The 22,617-nt window shown below is 29.0% G+C and carries 35 protein-coding genes and 2 pseudogenes; 13 read left to right on the top strand and 24 right to left on the bottom strand.

Translation table 11 applies throughout. From position 1 onward, the window contains the following. Positions 1-10 precede the first annotated feature (10 nt). The 10 genes and pseudogenes from CAMP5121_RS03250 to CAMP5121_RS03295 all read right to left on the bottom strand — a co-directional run. A pseudogene (locus tag CAMP5121_RS03250) lies at positions 11-541 on the bottom strand (phage tail protein); the annotation flags it as partial. Beyond that, the gene (locus CAMP5121_RS03255) at positions 538-1,146 is read right to left on the bottom strand and encodes a phage tail protein I (RefSeq protein WP_263692850.1); all 609 of its coding nucleotides are present in this window, start codon (positions 1,144-1,146) and stop codon (positions 538-540) included. The pseudogene CAMP5121_RS03250 and the gene CAMP5121_RS03255, both read right to left, overlap by 4 nt. Continuing rightward, on the bottom strand, positions 1,143-2,300 hold the full coding sequence (locus CAMP5121_RS03260) for a baseplate J/gp47 family protein (RefSeq protein WP_337214777.1): 1,158 nt from the start codon (positions 2,298-2,300) through the stop codon (positions 1,143-1,145). The genes CAMP5121_RS03255 and CAMP5121_RS03260 overlap by 4 nt, the downstream gene beginning before the upstream one ends. Then, positions 2,297-2,587: a baseplate assembly protein W gene (locus CAMP5121_RS03265; RefSeq protein ID WP_039663898.1), complete on the bottom strand. Its 291-nt coding sequence runs from the start codon at positions 2,585-2,587 to the stop codon at positions 2,297-2,299. The genes CAMP5121_RS03260 and CAMP5121_RS03265 overlap by 4 nt, the downstream gene beginning before the upstream one ends. Further along, a complete protein-coding gene (locus CAMP5121_RS03270) occupies positions 2,584-2,796 on the bottom strand; it encodes a hypothetical protein (protein ID WP_257398770.1) in 213 nt (70 codons plus the stop codon). The genes CAMP5121_RS03265 and CAMP5121_RS03270 overlap by 4 nt, the downstream gene beginning before the upstream one ends. A gap of 98 nt (positions 2,797-2,894) precedes the next feature. Then, positions 2,895-3,293, bottom strand: a pseudogene (locus CAMP5121_RS03275) (phage baseplate assembly protein V); the annotation flags it as partial. Beyond that, complete coding sequence (locus CAMP5121_RS03280; RefSeq protein WP_039663905.1) at positions 3,290-3,604, bottom strand: phage holin family protein; 315 nt, start codon at positions 3,602-3,604, stop codon at positions 3,290-3,292. The pseudogene CAMP5121_RS03275 and the gene CAMP5121_RS03280, both read right to left, overlap by 4 nt. Positions 3,605-3,683: 79 nt before the next feature. After that, on the bottom strand, positions 3,684-3,932 hold the full coding sequence (locus CAMP5121_RS03285) for a hypothetical protein (protein ID WP_337214778.1): 249 nt from the start codon (positions 3,930-3,932) through the stop codon (positions 3,684-3,686). Next, positions 3,929-4,264, bottom strand: a complete 336-nt coding sequence (locus CAMP5121_RS03290; protein WP_264290552.1) for a hypothetical protein — start codon at positions 4,262-4,264, stop codon at positions 3,929-3,931. The genes CAMP5121_RS03285 and CAMP5121_RS03290 overlap by 4 nt, the downstream gene beginning before the upstream one ends. Positions 4,265-4,273: 9 nt before the next feature. After that, on the bottom strand, positions 4,274-4,663 hold the full coding sequence (locus tag CAMP5121_RS03295) for a YcbK family protein (RefSeq protein ID WP_264290553.1): 390 nt from the start codon (positions 4,661-4,663) through the stop codon (positions 4,274-4,276). 149 nt (positions 4,664-4,812) lie between these two features. Here CAMP5121_RS03295 and CAMP5121_RS03300 point away from each other — a divergent pair, with 149 nt between their 5' ends. The 12 genes from CAMP5121_RS03300 (at position 4,813) to CAMP5121_RS03355 (ending at position 14,518) form a co-directional block, all read left to right on the top strand. After that, on the top strand, positions 4,813-5,247 hold the full coding sequence (locus CAMP5121_RS03300; protein ID WP_264290554.1) for a hypothetical protein: 435 nt from the start codon (positions 4,813-4,815) through the stop codon (positions 5,245-5,247). A 1-nt stretch (position 5,248) separates the two neighbouring features. Continuing rightward, entirely contained in the window at positions 5,249-6,058 is an 810-nt protein-coding gene (locus tag CAMP5121_RS03305; RefSeq protein ID WP_337214779.1) for a phage protease, read from the top strand. Position 6,059: 1 nt separating this feature from the next. Next, positions 6,060-6,599 (top strand): hypothetical protein, encoded by a 540-nt coding sequence (locus tag CAMP5121_RS03310; protein ID WP_264290556.1) that lies wholly within the window; start codon positions 6,060-6,062, stop codon positions 6,597-6,599. A gap of 2 nt (positions 6,600-6,601) precedes the next feature. Next, a complete protein-coding gene (locus CAMP5121_RS03315; RefSeq protein ID WP_214136118.1) occupies positions 6,602-7,579 on the top strand; it encodes a major capsid protein in 978 nt (325 codons plus the stop codon). Positions 7,580-7,688: 109 nt separating this feature from the next. Further along, the gene (locus tag CAMP5121_RS03320) at positions 7,689-8,108 is read left to right on the top strand and encodes a phage protein Gp36 family protein (RefSeq protein WP_264290557.1); all 420 of its coding nucleotides are present in this window, start codon (positions 7,689-7,691) and stop codon (positions 8,106-8,108) included. Beyond that, complete coding sequence (locus CAMP5121_RS03325) at positions 8,101-8,583, top strand: DUF1804 family protein (protein WP_039663924.1); 483 nt, start codon at positions 8,101-8,103, stop codon at positions 8,581-8,583. The genes CAMP5121_RS03320 and CAMP5121_RS03325 overlap by 8 nt, the downstream gene beginning before the upstream one ends. After that, on the top strand, positions 8,583-10,247 hold the full coding sequence (gene terL, locus CAMP5121_RS03330) for a phage terminase large subunit (RefSeq protein ID WP_337214780.1): 1,665 nt from the start codon (positions 8,583-8,585) through the stop codon (positions 10,245-10,247). The genes CAMP5121_RS03325 and terL overlap by 1 nt, the downstream gene beginning before the upstream one ends. A 9-nt stretch (positions 10,248-10,256) precedes the next feature. After that, positions 10,257-11,615: a Mu-like prophage protein gp29 gene (locus CAMP5121_RS03335; protein ID WP_039663929.1), complete on the top strand. Its 1,359-nt coding sequence runs from the start codon at positions 10,257-10,259 to the stop codon at positions 11,613-11,615. 1 nt (position 11,616) lies between these two features. Further along, positions 11,617-12,855, top strand: a complete 1,239-nt coding sequence (locus CAMP5121_RS03340) for a phage head morphogenesis protein (RefSeq protein ID WP_337214781.1) — start codon at positions 11,617-11,619, stop codon at positions 12,853-12,855. Between the two features lie 133 nt (positions 12,856-12,988). Continuing rightward, positions 12,989-13,363: a phage protein U gene (locus CAMP5121_RS03345; RefSeq protein ID WP_039663934.1), complete on the top strand. Its 375-nt coding sequence runs from the start codon at positions 12,989-12,991 to the stop codon at positions 13,361-13,363. Then, on the top strand, positions 13,356-13,547 hold the full coding sequence (locus tag CAMP5121_RS03350) for a tail protein X (RefSeq protein ID WP_139452501.1): 192 nt from the start codon (positions 13,356-13,358) through the stop codon (positions 13,545-13,547). The genes CAMP5121_RS03345 and CAMP5121_RS03350 overlap by 8 nt, the downstream gene beginning before the upstream one ends. Then, complete coding sequence (locus CAMP5121_RS03355; RefSeq protein ID WP_337214782.1) at positions 13,541-14,518, top strand: phage late control D family protein; 978 nt, start codon at positions 13,541-13,543, stop codon at positions 14,516-14,518. Before CAMP5121_RS03350 ends, CAMP5121_RS03355 begins: the two co-directional genes overlap by 7 nt. On the opposite strand, the gene CAMP5121_RS03360 is transcribed toward CAMP5121_RS03355, so the two are convergent. Both CAMP5121_RS03360 and CAMP5121_RS03365 read right to left on the bottom strand, forming a co-directional pair. Further along, positions 14,475-14,903, bottom strand: a complete 429-nt coding sequence (locus CAMP5121_RS03360; protein WP_337214783.1) for a hypothetical protein — start codon at positions 14,901-14,903, stop codon at positions 14,475-14,477. The genes CAMP5121_RS03355 and CAMP5121_RS03360 overlap by 44 nt on opposite strands. Before the next feature lie 69 nt (positions 14,904-14,972). Further along, positions 14,973-15,257, bottom strand: a complete 285-nt coding sequence (locus CAMP5121_RS03365) for a Mor transcription activator domain protein (RefSeq protein ID WP_043019826.1) — start codon at positions 15,255-15,257, stop codon at positions 14,973-14,975. 95 nt (positions 15,258-15,352) lie between these two features. Between CAMP5121_RS03365 and CAMP5121_RS03370 the strand changes: the two genes are divergently transcribed. Then, on the top strand, positions 15,353-16,033 hold the full coding sequence (locus CAMP5121_RS03370; protein WP_337214784.1) for an endonuclease: 681 nt from the start codon (positions 15,353-15,355) through the stop codon (positions 16,031-16,033). Between the two features lie 242 nt (positions 16,034-16,275). Here the strand turns inward: CAMP5121_RS03370 and CAMP5121_RS03375 are convergent, their stop codons facing one another. The 12 genes from CAMP5121_RS03375 to CAMP5121_RS03430 all read right to left on the bottom strand — a co-directional run bounded on the left by CAMP5121_RS03375 (position 16,276) and on the right by CAMP5121_RS03430 (position 22,580). Next, positions 16,276-16,725 carry a phage protein GemA/Gp16 family protein gene (locus CAMP5121_RS03375; RefSeq protein ID WP_337214785.1) on the bottom strand — a complete coding sequence of 150 codons (450 nt, stop codon included), beginning with the start codon at positions 16,723-16,725 and terminating at the stop codon, positions 16,276-16,278. Beyond that, positions 16,712-17,185: a hypothetical protein gene (locus CAMP5121_RS03380; RefSeq protein ID WP_337214786.1), complete on the bottom strand. Its 474-nt coding sequence runs from the start codon at positions 17,183-17,185 to the stop codon at positions 16,712-16,714. The genes CAMP5121_RS03375 and CAMP5121_RS03380 overlap by 14 nt, the downstream gene beginning before the upstream one ends. Before the next feature lie 57 nt (positions 17,186-17,242). Then, positions 17,243-17,488, bottom strand: a complete 246-nt coding sequence (locus tag CAMP5121_RS03385; RefSeq protein ID WP_337214787.1) for a hypothetical protein — start codon at positions 17,486-17,488, stop codon at positions 17,243-17,245. A gap of 14 nt (positions 17,489-17,502) precedes the next feature. Beyond that, on the bottom strand, positions 17,503-17,769 hold the full coding sequence (locus tag CAMP5121_RS03390; protein WP_039663960.1) for a hypothetical protein: 267 nt from the start codon (positions 17,767-17,769) through the stop codon (positions 17,503-17,505). 53 nt (positions 17,770-17,822) lie between these two features. Then, positions 17,823-17,948, bottom strand: a complete 126-nt coding sequence (locus CAMP5121_RS03395) for a hypothetical protein (RefSeq protein ID WP_256378661.1) — start codon at positions 17,946-17,948, stop codon at positions 17,823-17,825. Then, positions 17,945-18,430 carry a host-nuclease inhibitor Gam family protein gene (locus CAMP5121_RS03400; RefSeq protein ID WP_263674598.1) on the bottom strand — a complete coding sequence of 162 codons (486 nt, stop codon included), beginning with the start codon at positions 18,428-18,430 and terminating at the stop codon, positions 17,945-17,947. Before CAMP5121_RS03400 ends, CAMP5121_RS03395 begins: the two co-directional genes overlap by 4 nt. Before the next feature lie 108 nt (positions 18,431-18,538). Continuing rightward, entirely contained in the window at positions 18,539-18,877 is a 339-nt protein-coding gene (locus CAMP5121_RS03405) for a DUF7768 domain-containing protein (protein ID WP_147555818.1), read from the bottom strand. A gap of 55 nt (positions 18,878-18,932) precedes the next feature. Next, positions 18,933-19,118, bottom strand: a complete 186-nt coding sequence (locus tag CAMP5121_RS03410; protein WP_337214788.1) for a hypothetical protein — start codon at positions 19,116-19,118, stop codon at positions 18,933-18,935. After that, positions 19,115-19,306 (bottom strand): sigma factor-like helix-turn-helix DNA-binding protein, encoded by a 192-nt coding sequence (locus tag CAMP5121_RS03415; protein ID WP_039663969.1) that lies wholly within the window; start codon positions 19,304-19,306, stop codon positions 19,115-19,117. Before CAMP5121_RS03415 ends, CAMP5121_RS03410 begins: the two co-directional genes overlap by 4 nt. Positions 19,307-19,308: 2 nt before the next feature. Next, a complete protein-coding gene (locus CAMP5121_RS03420) occupies positions 19,309-20,232 on the bottom strand; it encodes an AAA family ATPase (protein WP_257398791.1) in 924 nt (307 codons plus the stop codon). A gap of 82 nt (positions 20,233-20,314) precedes the next feature. Further along, a complete protein-coding gene (locus CAMP5121_RS03425) occupies positions 20,315-22,378 on the bottom strand; it encodes a DDE-type integrase/transposase/recombinase (RefSeq protein ID WP_337214789.1) in 2,064 nt (687 codons plus the stop codon). A gap of 1 nt (position 22,379) precedes the next feature. Beyond that, on the bottom strand, positions 22,380-22,580 hold the full coding sequence (locus CAMP5121_RS03430) for a Mu phage-associated protein (RefSeq protein WP_039663976.1): 201 nt from the start codon (positions 22,578-22,580) through the stop codon (positions 22,380-22,382). Between the last annotated feature and the right edge of the window lie 37 nt (positions 22,581-22,617).

Raw genomic sequence — 22,617 nt, forward strand, 5'->3', positions numbered from 1 at the left:
CTCCTTTGATTTTGTCTATTTTTTCATTAAAAATTTTTAAGATAGCATTAGAATTACTTGTAATAGGTAATAAGAGATTTATTTTCATATTATCAACATAATCTTTACTTGCTAAAGCCATGCTCTTATCAAGTTCTAAGATCACATCTTTAGTATTAGAAAGCTCCATTATGATTTTAAAGATAATCTCTTTGGCAGCACCTTCTTCTAAAAGTGGCTTATAGGTTCTTGGGACATTTCCTATAGCGATTAAATCATTTTCATCATCATATATACCTATAGCATTAATCTCAAATCCACCTTCATTTGCACCTATAATGCATTCTAAAATCAAATGATGATCATTTTTTTCATCCACATATTTAGAATTAATATTTGCTTCATATACAATCTCTTCTAGACTTTGCATCTCTTCTTTAGGAATGATAACTTTTGAAGAGGCTTTAAATTTAGAAAGAACTATAGCTTTTCCACTAGCCCTTGCATCAATAATTTTTGCTATACCTATTTTTGTGAGTATGGTGTAAAATTCACTATTCATAAAACAACTCCACTTTGTATATTTTTCTCACTAATAAAAACAGCTATTGCGTTAAAAGAAGAAAGTTTTACTTGTCTTTGTCTTACTCTAAGTGGTAAAACACTTATATTTTCTATTGTAAAATTGGCACTAGCATTGTATTTATCACAATTACTTTGCACTTGTAACTCTATGCTTTCTAAAACACTACGCACATTTTTATACTCATAAATAAGTTTTTCAAGCTGTTTAAAAGTGTTTTCATCAAAAGGTTTATGAGAACTAGTTACTTTTACTTTAAAATGATAAGGCTTGCCATCATAATTAAACCATTCTTCTACTAAAGCTGTATCAAATACTGCTTTTAAGCTTTCTTTTATGGCATAGGTAGTTCCTGCATGTCTTTTAAGCATTAAAGCTTTGCTTAAAAGTGCTCTTGCTTCTTTTTGACTTAAACCATCAATACTTACATCATAAGCATTTGCTAAAATTGGCAATAATCTTTCATCACAATGCTGTGCTAAATTTGTGATACTAGCTAAATTTAAATCTTCAAATCTTGCTTTTGCACTTAAATCAATAGCTTTGCTTTGTTTTGGGTGGTGGTTTAAAACTAAGTTACTCATAATATAGCCTTTTCATAGCTAAGTTCAAAACTAATTTTTGCAAACTCATCATCAGCTATTATTATGTTTGCTAAAGGTAATTCTTGCTCTTCTTCATTTGTAATTTTTTCTTTAATGCTTAAAATTTCACTCTTATAAACCCCATCTTGATGTAAGCATTTATAAATAAATCCCAGTGCTAAATCTACACTTAAATCAAAATCACTTTGCAAGGCATTGATTTTTTCACTAATTTCATTAGCACGACTTAATTCTAAAAGCAAAAGTTTAGCTTCTATAATAAACTCTCTTTTCTTAGCTAACTCCACGCTTACTTCATCAGTTAAAGGTCTTCTTTCATCTGCACTTAAATACTCTTTAACCACATCAACACTTGCTTCATCTTCACTTTTAATAATAACTCTTACTTTTCCTGCTCCATTGTTTAAAGCTTTAATAGAAGCTACCTTAGCACTTGCACTTAGGGCATGATAGATATATCCTTTTTCACTTCCTGCTGTTGAAAATCTATGCACACTCATCACAGCTCTTTCTCTTAAAGCCTCATCACTTTCTTCACTTGCTCCACCACTAAAACTTTCAAGTTGTTTTATTTTAGTTACAAAAGGTAGTGGGGTTTGTAAAAACTCGGTTTTACTTTCTTTGCTTTGCACAAACTCATCAAGTTCTAAAACACCTTGTGCTTTGTTTTGTCCTTTTTTGATTATTACTTCTTCTTTTAAGGTGGCAATATCAGCATTTTCATTGGAAAAAATCGCACCCTTTGGAATGATTACATCATAAGTAAGTAAAGTATTTAATTCAAACTCTACTTTGGCTGTTGGTTTAACTCCTTTAAGCCTTTGTATCAAATAGCCATTTGCTACTACATTATCTAAATCACTTCCACTAGCATAATGTAAATATGTAGCCTTTATTGCTTCATTGATTCTTGCTCTAATTATCATTTCTCTATAAGCAAGCGCTTCTAATATAGCCTTAAAAGGATCTGATTCTAAAAGCTCTACATCTTCATTTAAAAAGCTTTTAAAAAGCTCTTCAAGATCTTTTAAAATCTTTTCAAAATCAAGCTCTTCTATGATTTTTGGATAAGGAATATCTTTTAAAAAGCTTTGTTTAAAGTATGCATTATTAGCGTTTAAAATTTCACTCATTTACTAAGCTCCACTTTTAAATCCTGATAATTTTCAAAAAGCAAGGTAATGTTTAATTTATTATCTTTGCATTCATTCAAACGCACACCTTTTAACCTTACTCTTTTTTCCCACTTTGAAATAGCCTCTGCTGTATATCTAGTAAGTTTGATTTTAAAATCATCATCAATTTTTCTATCTATTAATGTATAAAGCAAAGAACCATACTCAGGCCTCATTACTCTTGAACCCAAAGGAGTGATTAAAATGTCTTTAACACTTTCTTCAATGCTAACCATAAATTTCATTCTATACTCCACTTACCACCATCTGCTGTGTCAATTGCTTTGGCATTTTCTTTAATTTCTTCTACAATAGCTGCAGCTAAGGCTCTTAAAAATGGCATAGAATATCTTCTATATCCCCTGCCATTATCTTCATCTTCTACTCTTGAATAACCTTGATCTTGTAAATGTTTTTCCATTTTAGAAACTAAAGAGCCTTGTGAAATTGCCATTAGATTTTACTCCTTGTATTGCTTGAACCATGTGGATGTGGACTTCCTGTAAAAGCACAAATACATTCAGTAGTTACCACACCTTTACCACCAAGTCCTAAATCAATACTAGGACTATCAACTAAAACTTTTTCTGCTTTAATATTTGCATTAATACAAGTAATATTTATATCTTTAATTACATCAAGCTTTAAAGTGCTACTCTTAGAGTTATATTCTAGGTGTGTTCCATCTTCAAAGTCTATATTAAAAGTATTAGTATCTGTGTTTTTTGCTTTGTGTTTTTCTTGGTAAAGCCCACGCAAAATTACACCTGAGTTTAAATCCCCGCGCACAGGCATTACTAAAACTTGCTCTCCTATTCTTAAAGGTGAAAAACTCACTGCGTAAGAATTTGAAAAAGCTTGAAAAACACTTAAAAAATCAGTTACCATTTCTCCAATAGCAACTTTTGCTTTGTTGTCTTTAATGTCGCAAATGATGCCAAGCTCATTCATAGTTTTTCTACTTTCTTGCTTATTATTTTTTCTACAAGCTGTTCTATTTTAAGTAATGCATCTGTTCCCATGTAAGCTGCAAATCCACCCATAGCAACACTTAATTTGATACCAAAATTCAAATAACTTACAATTTCAAAAACTAAGTATGCTACAAACATAGATCCAAGCATACCTTTTAAAAAGAGTATAAACTTGCCTTTTATGTTAAGCTCTTTACTTAGCTTGTTTTTCGTTACTATTCCTACAAGTCCTGCTATAAAGCTTACTATCATTAAAACTATATATACAAAAATATCTTCTAACTTCATGTGCTAGTTCCTTGTAAGAATTTCAATCAAATAAAATAAAGCTAAAGCAAAGCTAGAAAACAAAGAAGCAATGCTAAGTTCAATAACTAGTTTCATTTTCATCCCATCCTGTGCAAGTTTTAGCAATACTTTCAATTTCTAAATAATATTTGCTAAGTTCTTTTGCACTAGCTAAATTACCTTTGTTTAAAGGTTTTAAAGGAAGCTTTAAAGGACATTTAACAGGTATTTTAACCTCGCTAAATTCAGTTTTAATCAAAATATCCTTGCTAGCACAAGCACTTAAAACAAAAGGAAAGATTAATAGTTTTATATAAAGAATTCTCATTGCTTGCTACCTAAGATATTAAAAAGCTCCTTATAAGCATTAAGCTCACTTTGACAGCTTTCATCCTTGATAAAAACCTTATCAACCTTTAAAACTTCTTTTAAAACCTCTTTGGGCTTTAACTCTATTTTTAATTTTTCAATAGCATTATTTTGCTCTTTTAATTTATCTTTAAATACATTTATTTCACTATTTAAATGCAAAGACTTAAGCTTTAAATTTTCATTTTCTAAAGTTAGAGTATGGTTTTTAAAAAACAAAAAAGAACTTAAAACAATTAAGGCAAAAATAGCTATTTTTTCAAAGCCAAATAATTTAGATATATCAAACATTTTAAACCTTTAAGCATAAGTCCATCTTGCTTTTTTACCACGCGTATCAATATGTACAAAACCTGCATAAGAATTATCAAAATTATGTTTTATAGCAATCCCTAAACCTCTTTCGCCAAAATTATCTAAAACATACTGATGAACTTCCTCTGTTTTAATACCCTTAACTACAAAGTCTACTGCACTCCCTAAGGTGTGTTGAGATTTAGGGGAACCACCAACTTTAGCATTATGAGAAGCGCATCTATAAGCACTATTTATAATTATAGATGAGTTAAAATGCTCCCTTATTTGACAAAGAATATCCACAAGCTCATCACTTGGTACACCTTTTGGCAATTCACATTTTCCACATCTGCATTTAAACTCATCAAGTTTAAAATAAGGGTTTGGTTTCATTTTCTTCTCCTTTGAATTGCTGCAAGTTTAATAAAAAAGGTTCTTTAAAAAATAGAAAAAAATTGTGCTAAAACCTTTGTGCAAAAATCGTTATTTGAAAGTAAAAAACTCTCATTCTAAAATGCCATCAATTTTTTATAAGGAAACAAATGCTTAAAGAATTTGAAATTGAGCTTTTAAAATTACTTGAAGATTTTAATATCAGAGCATATTTAGGGGAATTTGAAAACACTCAAAATATAGCAACTTGTATCAATGGTTTAGAAGCTTCGCTTTTGCTTGATTTTGAAGGAGAAAGCTATAAAGATTTAGAAAATAAAATAGGTACTTGGAAACTTTATATTTTAACTCACACCAAATCAAAAACACCTAAACATAGAATAGATGCAAAACACAAATTATTTGACACCATAGAAAGCGTTGATAAGGTGCTTTCAAATGCAGAGCTTAATAATGGCTTTAGGGTAGAGTTAAAAGATCTTAAAAAGATTTATGAAGGAGTTAGTGATCATGGTTATTTAAGTATTTATGCAAGAACTTTACAAAGTGGTTTTTTGCCAAAAAATGATTTTTTAAGGATTTAAAATGTTTTTTATCAATAAAGAAAACCTAGTTGAAGCTAGCAATGATAAGCCAATAAAAGTAGCCATAAAAGGTGAATGGAAAGGTCATGCTAATGGTGTTTTTAAGATAGATGATAAAGATTTAGAGTCTATGATTGATAATTTTAATCAAAAAAAGATTGACATAGTTATAGATTATGAACATCAAACTCTTAAAAATGAAAAAGCTCCAGCTGCAGGTTGGATTAAAGAGCTTTTCTTAGAAAATGGTGCACTAATGGCAAAAGCTGAGTTTAATGAGGAAGCTAAAAAATATATAGCAAATAAACAATACCGCTATTTATCTCCTGTCTTTGAATTTAATGCAAAAGACAATAAAAGTGGAAAATTAATAAGAGCAAAATTACACTCAGTTGCTCTAACAAACACACCGTTTATAGATGAGCTTGATGAGCTTATTGCTAATAAAAATAATCAAAATAAAGGAGTAAAAATGGATGAAAAAATTAAAGAGTTAGAATCTCAAATTATGGCTTTAAAGGATGAGAACAACTTACTGAAAAAAGAAAATGAGAACTTAAAAAAACAAAACGAAGAAAGTGCTAAAGATTTGGCTAATTCTTTAGTAGAGAATGCTTTAAGTAGTGGAAAAATTGCAAATTCTCAAAAAGAATGGGCATTAACTTATGCGTGTAAAGACCTTGAAGGATTTACTGCTTTTATTAATAGTGCTCCAGAAATTAACAATATGCAAAATAATAAGTTTGCAAATAAAAATACCCCAAGTAACAATGAAGAATTAGATGTTGTTAAAATGATGTTAGAGGCTTAAAATGGCAAGAAAAAACGAAAATCAAAACAAACCAAATACAAGCAATCTTGATGAAAATACACAAGATGAAGCTTTAAAATTGCAAGATGATGTAAAAGCAGTAGATGAAAATATTGAGTTAATAGGCCAAAGCATTGAAGAAAAAACTACTCTCATAAAAGAACAAGGAGAACAAATGCCACCAAAAAATATACAAAAAAGTTTAAGCAATGAACCTTTAGTTGCTATGCCAAAAGGATTAGAAAGTATTATTGCTAAAGATTTGTTTTCAATTAATGCAAAGGTTGATATGGAATTAAATCCAAGTTTAGCAAGAGGAACTTTGCTTATTAGTGAAGATTATGGGGAAAATTTTAAAAAATGCCCAAATGAAGATATTAGCGCTAAGGAAAATATCAAATTAGCAGTGCTTAAAGATGATGTATTTAATAATGGTTATTATGGAGTTTTGCTTATGGGCGAAGTAATTCTTTCAGATATTCATCAAAGTGCAATCAAAAAAGCTTTTTTGCAAAATTTAATTATTAATACTAAGGAGTAACAATGGATTTAGAAAAACTTTTAGAGATTTTTTCAAGCACAAAAGTTAGCGAAGTTATTAATCAAACCAAAGCTTCGCCGCATTTTGTAAGTGATACTTTTTTTAAAGAAAAAGTTCCTTCTTTAGAAAGTACAGCAAGAGTTGAAATTATAAAAGGAGCTGGTGTTGTTTTAAATAGTGTGAGTGAAAACGGGGAACACCTTTTAGAAGAAACCAGAAATTCTTATATTTTAAATATTCCATTACCACGCTTTGCATTAGCTGAAAGAATTTCAGCTAGCGAAATCAATAATTTAAGATCACTAGCTTTAAGAGAAGCTCAAATTAAAACTTTAAGCGGGGCTATTGGTGTTTGTATTAAGAGAATGAGGGAAAGCTTTGCTACCACACTTGAATACATGGCAAATGGAGCTTTGTTTGGCAAGATTTTAGATGGTAAAGGAAATGTGCTTTTTGATTTTGGTAGTACAAATAAAACTACTATTGAAGTTAAAAAAGATGGAAGTGCAACACTAGCTAATATATGCGATAGTATAGATGCTGCAATAGTTGATGAATTTGGCACTAATATAGATTATGAAGTGCTTTGTGGAAATGAACTTTTTGCGAGCATTTCTAATCTTGCATTGAGTGAAGATCTTTATAAAAATAATCTTGCAAGTAGAGATGAAAAAGATAAATCTTTAATTCTTTATGGAATTAAATTCCGCCGTTATAGTGCAAAATATAAAAATACAAAAGGTAAAAATGTAGAATTTTTAGCAAGCAATGAAGGTATTGTTGTTCCAAAAGATAATTCTAATCGCATTTACTTCACAAGAGCTAATCATACAGAAGCTTTAGGAAAAGCACCAAGTTTAATGTTTGTTTCTAAGCCTGAGATTTTATCTCGTGGAGCTGGAATTGAAATTGTAGGTGAAATGAGAGCAATGCCAGTTTGTACTAGACCAAATGGACTTATTAAGCTTGTTTTAAAATAAACGCATAAATTTAGCTTTAAAAGTATTTTTTACCTTTAAAGCTAAAAAGATATTAGAAAATTATTTTAAACGATTTTAACCATATTTTAACCAGCTTAAAAGGCAAATAATGAAAGAAGTAAAATCATTTTTAATCAACGAGTATGATTTAACCAAAGAATTAAGTTTTGATGATATTGCACAACTTAGCGATTTAAATGCCAACGGGGTGTGCGATAAAGAAGTAATTGATGATGCCATTAATGATGCACAAAGTTATATTGCAAGTTTTATAAAGATACCTAATAAACCAACTCCTCTTTTAAAAGATATTTGTGTAAAGCTTGCAATTATGGAGCTAAAACGCCGTAATGATTTTCCAAAGGAAAGTTTGAATGAAATTATAGAATGGGCAAATGATTTGCTTTTAAAAATGGCTAATAAAAAAATTCCAACTGAAATTGATGAAGATGATTTTATTCCACAAAACAAAGCTAGGGCGTTTAAACACAAAAGAAGAAGAATGGATTTAAGGAGTATAAATGGCTAGCAATGAGATTAAAGAACTTGCAAAAGAACTATACATTGCAGGTTTTGATATTTTCAAAATTGCAAAAATTTTAAACCGTAATGAAAAAACTATAAGAAATTACAAAGCAAAAGATGGAGATTGGGATAAGGTTAAAACTAGTCTTTTAACTTCAAAAATTAAAGACAAGGAGAGTGCATCTTTATATGAAAGCTTTACAGATCAAATGTTTCGCGCGATTGAAAATATCAATTCTGATGAAAAAATGAATGCTGAGAAAAAAACTGAAGCTATTGCAAGAATAGGAGATAGTTTTTCAAAAATGAGAAAAGTAGCAAGACTTGAAGATCCAAGTACTTATCGTTTAAATGTCGCTAAAAAGGTAGTTGAAATCATAATAAGCCATTTGAAAAATGATAAAGATTGTGTGAGCAAACTAGTATTGCTTTTAGAAAGTGGCGTGATAGAAAAAGAAATCTTAGCAATGGATGAATAATGCTTTTTACTAAAGAAGAATTAGATGAGTTTTTAATAATAAATGAGCAAAAACATGAGAGCACTCCAAACGAGTTAAAAAGTGCTATGCAAAGAAAAGACTTTTTAGAATGGATGGATGAGTTAAAAAATGAATTAAAAACTCAATTTTTGCATGAAAGTCATTTAGATCCTGCCTTAAAAGAAGAAAGAATTAAAAGAGCAAGTGTGGATTTTGATTATTTTGCAAGAACTTATTTTCCACATTATTTTACCATCAAAGGTGAGTGTGCTTTACATTTGCATTTAAATAAAGTTTTTGAAAAATTGGCACTTAAAAAAGAGAGTAAAGGAGAAAAACATGCTATAGCTGCCCCAAGAGCACATGGTAAATCAACTTATACCTCACAGCTTTTTCCTTTATGGTGTTTGGTTTTTAATTACAAAAGCTTTATAGTAGAAATCTCAGATGCAGTAGAGCTTATGGAAGGAATGCTTGAAGCTATAAAAGCAGAACTTGAAGATAATCCACATTTAAAGCTTGACTTTCCTGAAGTAGTAGGAATTGGCAAGACTTGGCGTGTTGGAGAATTTGTTAGTAACAACGGTGTTAAGGTTAAAGCTTTTGGAAGTGGAAAAAGATTGCGTGGTGTTAGATATGGGGTTAAAAGACCTGATTTGGTTATTTTGGATGATTTAGAAAATGACACCAATGTTAGAAGTAAAGATCAAAGAGATAAACTAGAAGATTGGGTAGATGAGGCTGTTTTAAACTTAGGAAGTGCTGATGGAAAGCTTGATGTGCTTTATATTGGTACAATTTTGCATAATGATAGCGTTCTAGCAAGAAAATTAAAACTTGGTTTTTGGAATCCAAAAGTATTTCGTTCTATTGAAGAATTTCCACAAAGACTTGATTTATGGGATGAGTATGCTACACTTTATAGAAACAGTGATTTTAAAAGCGCTCATAATTTTTACATAAAAAATAAAACCTTAATGGATAAGGGAGCTAAAGTTCTTTGGAGCGAGGCTAAAAGTTTAGAAGATTTAATGAAATTAAGAGCTGAAAACCTAAAAGCTTTTAATAAAGAGCAGCTTAATAATCCAAGAAGTGAAAATCAAATATTTAATCTTGAAACAATTAATTTTTATAATCACTTACCATCCATTAGCCAATATTACATGTATATTGATCCAGCAGGAGAGAAAGCAAAAAGCGATTATACAGCAATTACAGTTATTGGTAAAGCTGCAAAGGGCTTTTATGTAATAGAAAGCATTGTTAAAATTTTAAAAGCACAAAGTATCATAAAAACTATTTTTAACCTACAAAAAATTTATAAGTGCCGTTTAATTGAAATTGAAACTAATGGCGGTCAATTTTTCTTAAAAAAATGGATACAAGAAAAAAGTTTAGAGAGCGGAGTGTTCTTACCATTAAGAGGTAAAAATAACAGTACTAGCAAGTTTGAGCGTATTGAGAGTTTAAGTATTGCCTTTGAAAATGAAGAACTTTTTTTACATAAAAGCCAAACTATGCTCATAAATCAGCTTTTAGAATTTCCAGAGGGTAAAAATGATGATGCGCCTGATAGCTTAGCAGGTGCTTTTTTATTAGCAAGAACAAAATCAAGTATCAAAAGAAGAAGTCATAGTTTTACATCAAAGATAAGACATTTTTAAGGAAAATCTATGGAAAAAGTAAAAAAACCAAAAAGAGAAGTGTTGTTTAAAAATAATTCTTTGGTTGATATATTAATAAATTCAAATTATCTAAACATATCGCAAATTAACGAAAACGATCAAAGAGAGATATTTAAAGACCTAAGCTTTACTCAAGCTGTTCAAAGTAGAAAGGGTGTAATTCTTTCAAAACAAATTCAAATTATTTGCAAAAATGAAGCTATTAAAGAAACTTTTGAATATTTATTCAACCCTGACTTAGTTGGTCAAATTTTAGAAACTCATCTTTATGGACTTAATGTTTTTGAAGTTAATTATAAACTTAAAAATGGTTTTTATTATCCTATTTTAAAGCAAAGAGATTTTAGAAATTTTACTCTTAATGAAAACGATGAGCTTATTTATAATGGCAATGGATATGATGAATTAGTTGAAGATAAAAAAGCAATTTATGGGCTTTTTGGATCTAATTTTTTATTTAAAAATGGCGACGCTTTACTCTCAAAGTTATATTTTCCTATAAAACTTAAAAATGCAAGTTTAAAATTTTGGATGGAGTTTCTAGAAAGGTTTGGCTCTCCTTGGGCTGTTGCGAAAACCGATAGCGATCCTGATGCACTTGCTAATGAAATACATCAAATGTTAAATGGGGATAGTGCTGTTATTGATAAAGAAGAAGAACTTAATTTAATTCAACCAAACACAAAAGCAAATTATGAAGAAATAATTAATTATTTAGATAATCAAATAAGAAGTGTTATTTTAGGTGCAAATTTAACATCACAAGTTAGTAGTGGTTCTTTGGCAGCTGCACAATCTCACAATCAAATTAGAAACGAAATAGCTGAACAAGATGGACAAATAGTACTTTTTGTACTAAATCGTGCGCTTAAATTTTTTAAGGAAATTAATCATTTTAATGATGAATTATATATGCAATTTTTTAATGAATTTGATCCGAAAAACGAACTTTGTGAAAGAGATTTGAAGCTTTTTAACATGGGATTTAACTTTGATGAAACTTATATTAAAAACACTTATAATGTAGATGGAAAGCTTGTTAAAGAAATTTTAACAACTAATGCTAAAAATAAAGAAATTTTTGAAAATAAAGCAACTTTAAAAGAAGACTTTGAAGAAGATTTTATAGATAAGGCTTTAGAACAAAAAGAATATTTACAAGTTGATGAGGCTATGGCAAAATTTTTCAAAGAACAGTTTGAAAAAACTATTAAAGAAAGCAAAAATTATGATGAAGCATTTGAAAAACTTCAAGGGAGTTTTTCTAGTCTAAAGCAAGCTGATTTTGAAAAATATCTTTATATGTCTTTAGTTAATTCTAATATCTTGGGATATTTGGAGGATTAAAATGCCAAACGCTAAAATAGGTTTTTTCCAAGAACCAAGTGAAGCTGTTTTATTTTTAAAAAATAAAAAGCCACAAGTTAGCTTTGATTATGATGAGCTTTCACATTCTTCTCATAAAAAAGTTTTTACTATTGCCAAGCTTATAGATGAAAGCTTATTGAAAGATATACAAGATTCTTTAGTAAATGCTATAAAAAATGGAGATAAATTTAGTACTTGGAGTAAGATTGCTGAAGAAAAATTAAAAGCTAAGGGTTGGTGGGGTTCAAAAGAAATTATAGATAGAAAAACAGGTGAAATTAAAAAAACCAATTTTAATAGTGCAAGATTAAAAAAGATTTTTGAAGAAAACTCAAGAAAAGCTAAAGCCAAAGCTATCTATGAAAATCAAATGAAAAGCATCAAGCCTTATCTTAAATATTGCACAAAACAAGATTCGCATGTTAGAGATAAGCATAGAGCATTTGATGGCATAGTTTTACCTAAAGATGATCCTTTTTGGGATACGCACTATCCACATGTAAGCATGCATGATTATGGTTGTAGATGTTATGTTTTAGCACTAGGAGAGAATGAAGTTAAAGGCTTAAAAATTCCACCTTCAAACACCAAAGAAAGTGAATTTAATGGCTTTAACGATGAAGAGCTTTTAGATGAGCTTTATAAGCAAAAAAACACCGAAGTAATTCAAAATTTCATAAAACTTAACATGCTAAGTATTGCAGCCAAAAAAACAAAAGAAGTTAAGAGTTTTACTCACGAAAAAGAACTCTATACCTGGCAAAAAAGTTTAGATGAAATGGTAGATGAAATTATTGTTAAAGATAATCAAAAATATCCTATTAATTTCATTCAAGTGGGTAAAATGGATAAAAGCACTAAGGAATTTTTAGAAAAGCTTAACAAAAAAGACTTAGAAGACTTATACTTTACACTTAGCAAAAACAATCTTTTACACGCAAGTCCTAAAAGAAAAGCAAACTACAATCAAGCCTTAAGTGTGGATGAAATCAAGCAAATTGTTAAGGTTTTAGATGAGGCAAAAGAGGTTTATTGGGACAAGAAAGAAGAAAGTTTGGTTTATTTTTTTGATGATATGAAAAATAGTAAAAAAGTGAATAAAATCATCATAAGACCTGATTGCAAACTAAAAAAATTTGGAAAAACTAATGCGGTTATTACGCTTGGGAAAGTGGATAAAGATAGAAAAGGTCTTAAGCACTTAGAAAAAATTAGATAGAGCGGTGGGACTTGCACCCACAATACGATGTGTTCTCGGACTAGTTACCGCACATCCTCAACTACTACATTGCAACCATCAACCCTATCTAACTAAGATAATTTTAGCTTTGCAAAACTAAAAAGGAGTTTAAATGGTTTTAGCTTTAGGAGAATTTGAGTTTAAAGCTTTAAATTTTGATAATTTAGAAAGAAGCTTAGAATATAACATACAAAGTCAAAATAGACTTAATAATCATAATGCTTTATTTGCAAGTTCCAAAGAAAGTGAAAAGATTAAAATACAAGGCAAAACCTTACCTTTAAAAGGGGATAGAAACACTTACTTAGATAAACTTGAGAATATGGCAAAAGAACAAAAATCTTATATTTTAATAGGAGCTAATGGAAAGTATTATGGTAAGTTTGTGATTTTAGCTTTAAATGAAAATAGAAGTGCATTTGTAGATGGAAGTGGCTTTGTAGCACAAAGCTTTAGTATGGATTTAGAAAGGGACTTTGATGAATAAGATTTATATAGCTAAAAACAATGAAAGGCTTGATAGTATAGTTTATAAACATTATAAAAATTTACAATGTTTTGAGCAGGTATTAATAGCTAATCCAAAATTGGAACCCATTTTAAAAGCAGGAGATAAGATTATTCTACCGCAACTTGAAATCAAAGAGGATAAGGAAAAAGCCTTATGGTAAGAAAACCAAGATTTAAACTTGTTGTAAAAGGAAAAGATGTTACACAAAAGCTTTCTAAAAATATTATCAGTATTTCTTATGAAGATAAAGAAGGTAATGAAAGCGATGAGATTAGCTTAAGCTTTTTTGGGCTTTACTCTAAACCATTGTTTGGGGATAGTTTAGAACTTTGGCTTGGTTTTGAAAAGCTTTTTAAATGTGGAACTTTTAATGTAAATGTTGTGAGCAAAAATTACACTTTAAATACTACCGAAGTAAGGGCTAGTGCTGTTAATTTTAGTGGAAAAAATGACACAAACATAAAAGATAAAAAAACAAGAAGCTTTGAAAATACTACACTTTTTACTATAGCAAATAAATTAGCGAGTGAAAATAGTTTAAAGATAAAAACAAGCGGAGAAGATCAAAATATTGTAAGTATATTACAAAACAATCAAAACAACTTAGAATTTTTATATAAGATTTGTTTTGAATATGGATTTATTTGCATGATTAAAGAAAATACCTTAATCATAACACCAAAAGATGGAAAAATAGGAGATAATGCCGCAAACATTACAAGTAAAAATGAAAAATTACCTTGTTTTGAGATAGCTTTATGTGAATGTAACTCATTAGAAATTTCAGAAAGTGGTAGAAATGAATACTCTGCTGTGATAGTAGAGTGGCAAGATATAGATGAAGCAAAGATAAAAAGTATAAAAGTAGGAAGTGGGGAAAATATTTATAAAATGCACATATCACAACCAAAAAGTGATAATGAAGCTTTTAAAAAGGCACAAAGCAAGCTAAATGAGCTTCAAAAAGGTGGGCTAAATGGAAGATGCGAGCTTATAGGAAGAGAAATAAGAGCTGGTGGCAAGCTTAAGATTAAAGATATTAATATGGATAATTATGAATTTAGTATTAAAAGCGTGAGTCATAATTTTAATGACTCAGCTTATGTGATTGCTCTAGAGTTTGAGAGCTGATTTTTTCTATTTCTACATTTTCTATAATACCACTTTTGGCCATTTCATCCAAATTAGTTATATATTTTATAACTTCATATCTTATTTCAACTTTAACAAAAGGATTTTCATCTATTATTTTCACTTCATTTTCACGGATGTTTGCATATATTTTTGCATGTAAAAGATGATTTCTGTATTTTGTCTGTTTTTGAAATTCATTGTCTTTATCTTTGTTATTTTTAAAAGTCTTAAAAGTAACTTCATACTGAGTATCATTTTGAGACAAAGGTCTAATATGCATTACAGTATCATTAAGACATTCTATACTACTTTTGTCATATTCATAAATATATTCTTGATCTTCAATAATATAAATTTCTATTGATCGATAGTTTGCACTCATAATAGCCTCCCGCTTATGTATTTAAATCATTTTCAATTAAATTAGTTATAGAATATATCATAATAGATATTAAAATAAACTTGGCTCTAAATTCTCTCTTAATTCTTTGGTGATTAAATACACAGCATTTAAGCTTAAATCATATTTTTTTGCACATTCTACACTTGCATTTTTAGTGGTTAAACCTTGTTTTATAAGTGTTTTAAAATCTTGTTTTAATTCTTCATCTCTCATTAAAGTCTTATAGCTTGGGATATAAATATTTCCACCACCAAATTCTTTTAAAATCTCACGCTTATCATTATTTTTCACAAAATCAATAAAATAATCAAAATATTCACTATTAGAGAGCATATTAAGCCTTAAATAAAGATTTTTAAAATTTTATCTAAAAAAATAAAATTTGGTAAATTGAGATTATAATTACATTTTTATATAAAGGAAAAACAATGAAAAAACTCTTATCTATTCTATTGCTCTCATCTTTATCTTTATTAGCTAGTGATAATTTCAATGAAAGCAAAAAAGAATTAGTTAAGCTATACGATAGCTTAGGTAGTACTTATCAATATGATTTTTATTGTAATGCTCCATTTAAATCAAATAAAAAAGAAAAATACACTAAGTTTGAAGTAGTTAAAAGTGATTTATACACTCCACGCAATGAATATACTAAAAAAGGAAAAATCAATCAAAGAGCAAAACGCATAGAATGGGAGCATATTATGCCTGCACAAAATTTTGGAAAACATTTACCTTGTTGGAGAGAAGGTGGTAGAAAAGCTTGTCAAAATGATCCACTTTTTGCAAAAATGGAAGCTGATAAACAAAACCTAGTTCCTGCCATAGGCGAGGTTAATGGCGATAGAAGTAATTTTAGATATGCTGAGGCTCCTTTGAATTTAGAATATACTCAATATGGAAATTGCAAAGTATATGCAGATTTTAAATTAAAAAGATTTTATCCTGCTAATTATTCTAAAGGCTGGATTGCAAGAAGCTATTTATACATGAGTAAAACATATAATATTAGATTATCAGATCAAGAAAGAAAACTTATGGAATCTTGGGACAAACAATATCCTATGAGTGAAAAAGAAAGGATTATAAGAGAAAAGTCTAGTAAATAATAATTTGTTTAATCATAAACTAAAGTAAAAAAGATAAAAAAATTCTTAAACTATATAAAAATGAAAAAGTTTAAAGAAGTTTTTATGTAAGAAATTTTCCTTTTAAATATAATTTGGTAATTTTATTTAAAAAGGAGATATTATGAATGAGATTATAGCTTTTGTAATTGCTTTAATCACCCTCATCTTAGTCATTAAAAACTAAGATGAGAGCTTTCATCAAAACAAACCACTCTTTGAGATTAGCTTCGCTCAGCTGAATGTGTGCTGTTGTTTTCTAAATTTTTAAGCCCTAAAATGACTTTATTAGCATCTTCTATACTTAAATACCAAAGATGTAAAGGTCGCTTTTTAATGATATTATTAATAAATTCTCTTAAAGCCCATTGTGTAGGATTTTTAGCATTTTTACTCCAAATAGCTTGTATCATATTAAGCTGTTTTTTTGTAGCCCTTCCACTTTTGGTATTTTCATTTTTAAAATATCTTGTCTTTTTAGTATTTTTTAAAAACTTTTCATCATATCCCAAAGCTATAGCAAAATCTCTAAGTTCCTCAATGCTTAAATCTTTGGATGAGCTTTTACCATACCTTTCGTTTAATATCCAGCGATAGCTTTCATCATCGCTTAAATGAGCGTCTTTTCTTAGGGTATGAATTATTTTTATAAGTTGTTTTTTAAGATTTTGCATTCAGATCCTTTTTAATATTGTTTTTTATAATAATTTGAAGTTCTAAAAATTTTTCTTTTAAAACATTATCGTGAATATGAAAGTTTCCCGTGCTTTTTTCAATAAAGATTTCTTTTTTAAAAACTTCTTTTTCTTGCGTGTTTTTTAAAATTATAAGCTCTGCTTTTATATCCTTAAAAATAAGCATATAATTCTTATAAAAAAGTTCAAAATTTTGTTTGTAAATAATCCTTAATTGAGCTTTTATTAGTTCTTTTTTCGCGTTAAATTCCATTAAAGCAGTGGTATTTGTAAAATAAAAAACCAAAATTTTATTTTTTATCACAGCCTGTTTAAAGAATTTTTGTATTAAAAATTTTTCTAAACTTTGTCTAGACATATTTTGTAAGGCTTGATAAGCTCTTAATTTTACAAAAAACACACTTTCATCATTAAAAGACTTTGAAGTAAGAAATTTCACAAACCATCCTTTAAAAACTTAATCAAACCCATTGATTTAATGGGCTTTGTTAAATTCTTATATTTTGATTTTTACTAAATTATCCTTGTATATATCTATAAGAAGTTTTAATTCTTGTTGTTGAATTTCTAATCGCTTAATGCTTTCTTCTTGTAGTTGTAAATTTAATTCTAATGCTTGTAAGTTTAATATCAAAAGCTCTTTTTGCTTTTTACTATAGTAATAATTTAAAACCAAAGCTATTATAAAAAGAACTATAAACAAAATATACCACTCATTAAAAACAATACCTTTTATATCCATTTTACCCTCCTATATTAATCTTCATTTATATTTTTAACTATTTCTTGCCATTCTTTATCGCTTTTGAAATTGCTATTTAACTCATTTAAAAGCTCTACTGCTTCATTATTGTTTAATTCATAAAACAAATCTCTTATTTTTTTTATAATACATGTATCTCTACCAATTCTTTTAAAAAATAATTCTTGTTCTTCATTGTCCAAAGTATCAAACAACTCAACAACATCATCCACACTAACACATTCTAGATCATCTGCATCTACACTTACATTTACATACATTCTCATCCTTTTGTTTTAATTTAAGTTTTAAAAACTTAATCAAGCCCATTAAATCAATGGACTTTGTTAAATTTTAAAAATCTAATAACACCGCTTGGATCAATATCTTTATCTTTAATGGTAAAATTTTCTAATTCACTCTGATATAAAACCCAAGCAACAATATTGCTAAGTTTCATTTTTCAATCTCCAAACTTTCAATACGAGGTTCTATTCTAAAATTATCTTTTACCACCCTTTTAAGACCAAGCTTTACTAAAGTGCTATCTTCAAGCTCGATAATTGCATCTTTATTAAGCTCTTCTTTGTAGCTAATACATTCATTAAGCCCATAACTTTTAAAAGCTTTTACAAGAGCTTCTAGCTTTTCTTTTACTCTTGGTAAAGGCACACTCTCGCTTATTCGATAACCAATTTTTCCAAAGGTAAATTCTTTAGATCTTTTTTCAGCAAATTCATGCTTGTTGTTTTCACAAAAGGTGCTAATACATTGTTCCATATATTTAAGCTCATCGTTTAAAACTTTAATTTTACCCGCATGAGCTTCTTTAATCTCATTACAAGCTAAAGTTACATCACCATTAATCTTTTCTATCTTTACACTAAGTTCTGCTATTTTTTTAAGCGCTAAATTAACATCTTCAAAACTTTTTATTTCCATTTGTTTTCCTTTAAATTGTATTTTTTAATTTGGTAATCCCAAAGAACTACACCATACCTTAAAAGCATTGCGTGTTTAATTCTTTTTCTAACTATTCTCAAACCCTTTTTATAAGGGCAAATCCAATGTTAATTCTTTAATGCCAAGCTTTTTAGCTAATGCTAATTCTTCTTGCATACCTTGTGAATACTTAGCATCTTCATGGGTACTCATATAAATGTAATCACTTGCTTTTAAAAGCTCTAATCCCATTTTTAAAGCTATTTCTCTGTGTTTTTCTTCATCTAAATAGCTAAATTGTAAAATAGGTGAAACAGGTGTAAAGCCTTCACATTCACGCATGATTTTTAAGCATTCTTGCGTTGCTATGCTAATAGCTTGTGCTTTTCTTTGACTTTCTCTTACAGCTAAAGCTTTATAAGGGGAAGCTATATAAACTATTGCCATGAATTTTCCTTTCTAATAAATTTAAGTTTTAAAAAACTTAATCAAAGTGCTTTAATTAAGCACCTTTGTTAAGCTTTTTGCTTTTTTCATGATTGATTATTTTTAAGGCAATATGATCAGGATAGATTCCTTTTAAAATATCTATAAATGCACCACTTTCTTTGTAAACAATACTTGCACCTTTTACCTCATATAAAGAAATACTATAATCAGCTCTTTCGCCTCTAATCATTCTTCTCATTTTCTTTCTCCTTGCATTAAATTTTCTTTTTTTACTCTTTGCTCTTCTAAAGCTTCTAAGGTATCCATAATCTCTCTCCATTTTTCTTTGTTTTTTGGATGAGCTAGCTTTTTTAAGGCGGATTTATATATTTGTCCAACTCTAACTCTTGAGATATTTAATTCCCTAGCTATTTCTTCAAAATTCATTCTTAGCCTAATAGTAAATATCCAGCTGCAGCTTCAATATGCTTTATTTCTATACTTTTACCATCAGCAAAATCACTAGCTCTTTTTAAAAGCTTTTCGCTTTTTCTAAAATTACCTCTAGCTAGATTAAAAACCAAATCTATTGCTTTTTTATCTACTAAGGAAAAATAATCACAAAGCGCTTTTAAATCATCATTTTTTAAGCCCTCTTTGTTTTGATAGCAAAGTCCTTTTAATTCCCATTTTGCACCAATTCTAGAGCTAAGCTGTCCATATTCGTTATAATCATTTCTACCAACACCTGTAAGATTGTTTTTAAGTTTTTTAGTTCCTACTAAAATCAAAGCAGTGTTTGAAAAATCATATATGCGTCTTAAGCACTCAAGTGCTCTAAAAGGTAAGTGTTCGCTCTCATCTATAATTAAAACTTTTGAAGTTCTTGATAACTCACTAGCTATGCCTCTAATCTTATCATCAAGTGAGCCTTTAAAACACACATTAAGTTTATTTTCAAGACCGCTTAAAAGCATTCTTTTGCTAGTTTCAGTAGTAGCTTCAAACAAAACTACCCTTGTGCCATTTTTATTAGCATATTCTTTAATAGCTCGGCTTTTACCAGTTCCTGCTTCGCCTATGATAACTCCCATTTCACGATTACACATAGCATTTTCTATAGTTACATTAATTGCTTTTACATCTTTTGTAACTATAAAAGGTGTTTGTAGTTCTTTAATGCTCTTTTCTTCTACGAAGCTTTTTATATACTTTTCAAGCAATGGTTCTACTTTAGTAGCATATTTATAAGCTCTACCTTCTTTCATGTATCCAACCATATAGCTTTTATTAATACCTAAGCGATCAGCTAAGTTGTTTTGAGAGATGTTTTGTGTATTTAAAAATCTCTTTGTTTGTTCAACTAAATCCATTTTTCATCCTTTTGTTTTTTTGCTAAGTTTTTAGATTTTAAAAACTCTTTAAAACTTGAATTAATCAAGCTTTAAACAATTTTTAACCAGCAAAATATTTTCTATCCATAAAAGCTTCCATGTCAAATTCGCTTTCATTATTTGTAGTTTCTTTTTTAGAGTTTAAAATAAGCTCATCAGCGCTGGTATCGTTTTTAATTTTTTCAAGTTTTCTTTGTTTTGTTAAATTTTCTTTAGCAAGTGATTTTTGTTGTACTTCTTTAGCTTTTATAAGTGAGTTTTCAAAAGCAACTTGTAGATCTTGTAAGTCTTGTTTAATATTAAGTTTAGTAAAGGCCGCAATTTCATCTTTTTTAAGCACTTCTTTGATGGCTTTAACTTCGCTTTCATAGCCTTTTTTAAGTATTTTAAAGCTTTCTTTGCTAAGTTTAGCGATACTTTCATCAAGTGCTAAGCAAATAAATTTTCCCATCATATCATAGATGAAAAGCTCTTTGATATTATCGATATTTTGTACACATTTAACCTTTGTTCCAACACTTGGCATTAAAGCACTTTTATAAACTCTACCTTCAAAGTTAATACCTTTTTTGCCAACAACTCTAAGTTCCTTATTACCTGCATTAAATAAAAATTCTTCATAAGATATTTTTACTATAGCTCTATCACATGAGTTCCAAAGTTCAAGTGGTGTTTTAACGCCTTTTTTACGACGTACTTTAGACATATTCCATTTAATTACTTCAGCTTCTAAAAATTCACAAGCCTCATTAAAGGTATGAAGTAGTTTTTGATTAGTCTTTTTAGTAAAACCGTATTCATCTTTAGCATGTCGTTCTTTTTTAGGAGTTTTTTGCTCAATAGCTTCTCTTTTAGCTAAATTTGATCCTATTGCTCCATGAAATAAAGAAATACCAGCATGTTGAAGTATTCCAAATCTTCTTTCAACTAAAGCCTTTTGTTCTCCCGCATAAGCAATAGCTGCATCGTAAGTTATATTAAGACCATCAAGTAAGCTTTGAAAATCTTTTGAAAGATAATCTTTACCATTATCCCCTTTAATCATATCAGGCTTACCAAACTTATCTATAGCTTTCCATAAAAGGCGTATTAAGCTTAATGAATTAGATTTTTTTACTAAAGTAGCTACTCCCATACCACTAAAGACATCAACGACACTTAAAATATGAGGACGGAAAGGCTCGAAAGTTTCATCATCTCTAACTATAAAATCAGCTGGAGAGCTATCGATTTGCCAGCACATATTTTTCATATCATAAAGCTCTCTTTGATTGCCAAGTGCAGGTAGAAATTTACTTTTTGCTTTATCTAAGCCCTGAGTGATAATACAATGTTCTAATGGTTTATCTTTATAGTAGTTTTTAATAAAGTTTTGCAAGGTTTTTACACTAAAAAGCGGTTTTACCTCTCCTAAATCAAAACCTATAAAATCATAGTTTTCTTTTTGTGCTGCCTCTTTGTGAATTTTCCACCAAAGCTCAGTGAAATTAAAGCCACCTGCTGCAAAGGAGCGATACTCTCTTAAAGCATACTCTTGTATCCAGGTGCTAAGTTTTGTTTTATCTTTGCGGTGAAGTCCGCGAGTGTCGATAAGACCTAGAATGCCATGAGCTTTGAAGGATTGTTGCCATTTCATAAAAATATCTTTTTTAATATTTAATATTTCTAAGGCTCTTTTTTGTTTTAAACCACCTTCAATATATTTTTCCACTTGTTTAAGTAGTTTTACTTTGCTTCTCGCATCTTCTTTAAGCTTATCACTTAAATTTTCAAATTTTAAATTTAAAACAGCCAAATCATTGTCTATTTTTGGCTCTGTTAAATTTAAATTTTTCTCTTCAATAATGCAATTTGTATTATTTTCACTTATAATCCCACTCAATTTAACTTCTTGCATTTTTTCATCATAAATTAAAGTATCATGAGTGATTAATTCTTGGTTAAAGGCGGTTAAAATCTGCTCTTTACTTATTTTAAATAGTAGTTTTTTGCCACCTCTGCCACCATTAGCATTATCTACTTTCAACCACTCATATTTATTTGATCTTCTAGTTACTGCAAGTCTTAAGGCGCCTTCACTTACATTAAAAATTTGCGAAGCTTCTTTGGTTTCTAAAAAATACATTTTACTTTAAACCTTGTGGAAGCTCGTTAATAATACCAAGCTCTAATAGTTTTTCAAATACAACTTTTGTACTACCTTTAGTATTTCTTTGACCTGTAATTTCGCCTTTAATAACTCTATGTAAAATGTCATAACTGATATTATGTGTTCTAGCAAAGGCTTTTACATTAATAGCGTTGTTTTCAAAATATGCTTTAATCATATTTTTCCTTTAATACTTCAATTTTAATTGAAGTTTA

The sequence above is a fragment of the Campylobacter sp. 2352 PW genome (genome assembly GCF_024723575.1).
Lineage (GTDB): Bacteria > Campylobacterota > Campylobacteria > Campylobacterales > Campylobacteraceae > Campylobacter_D.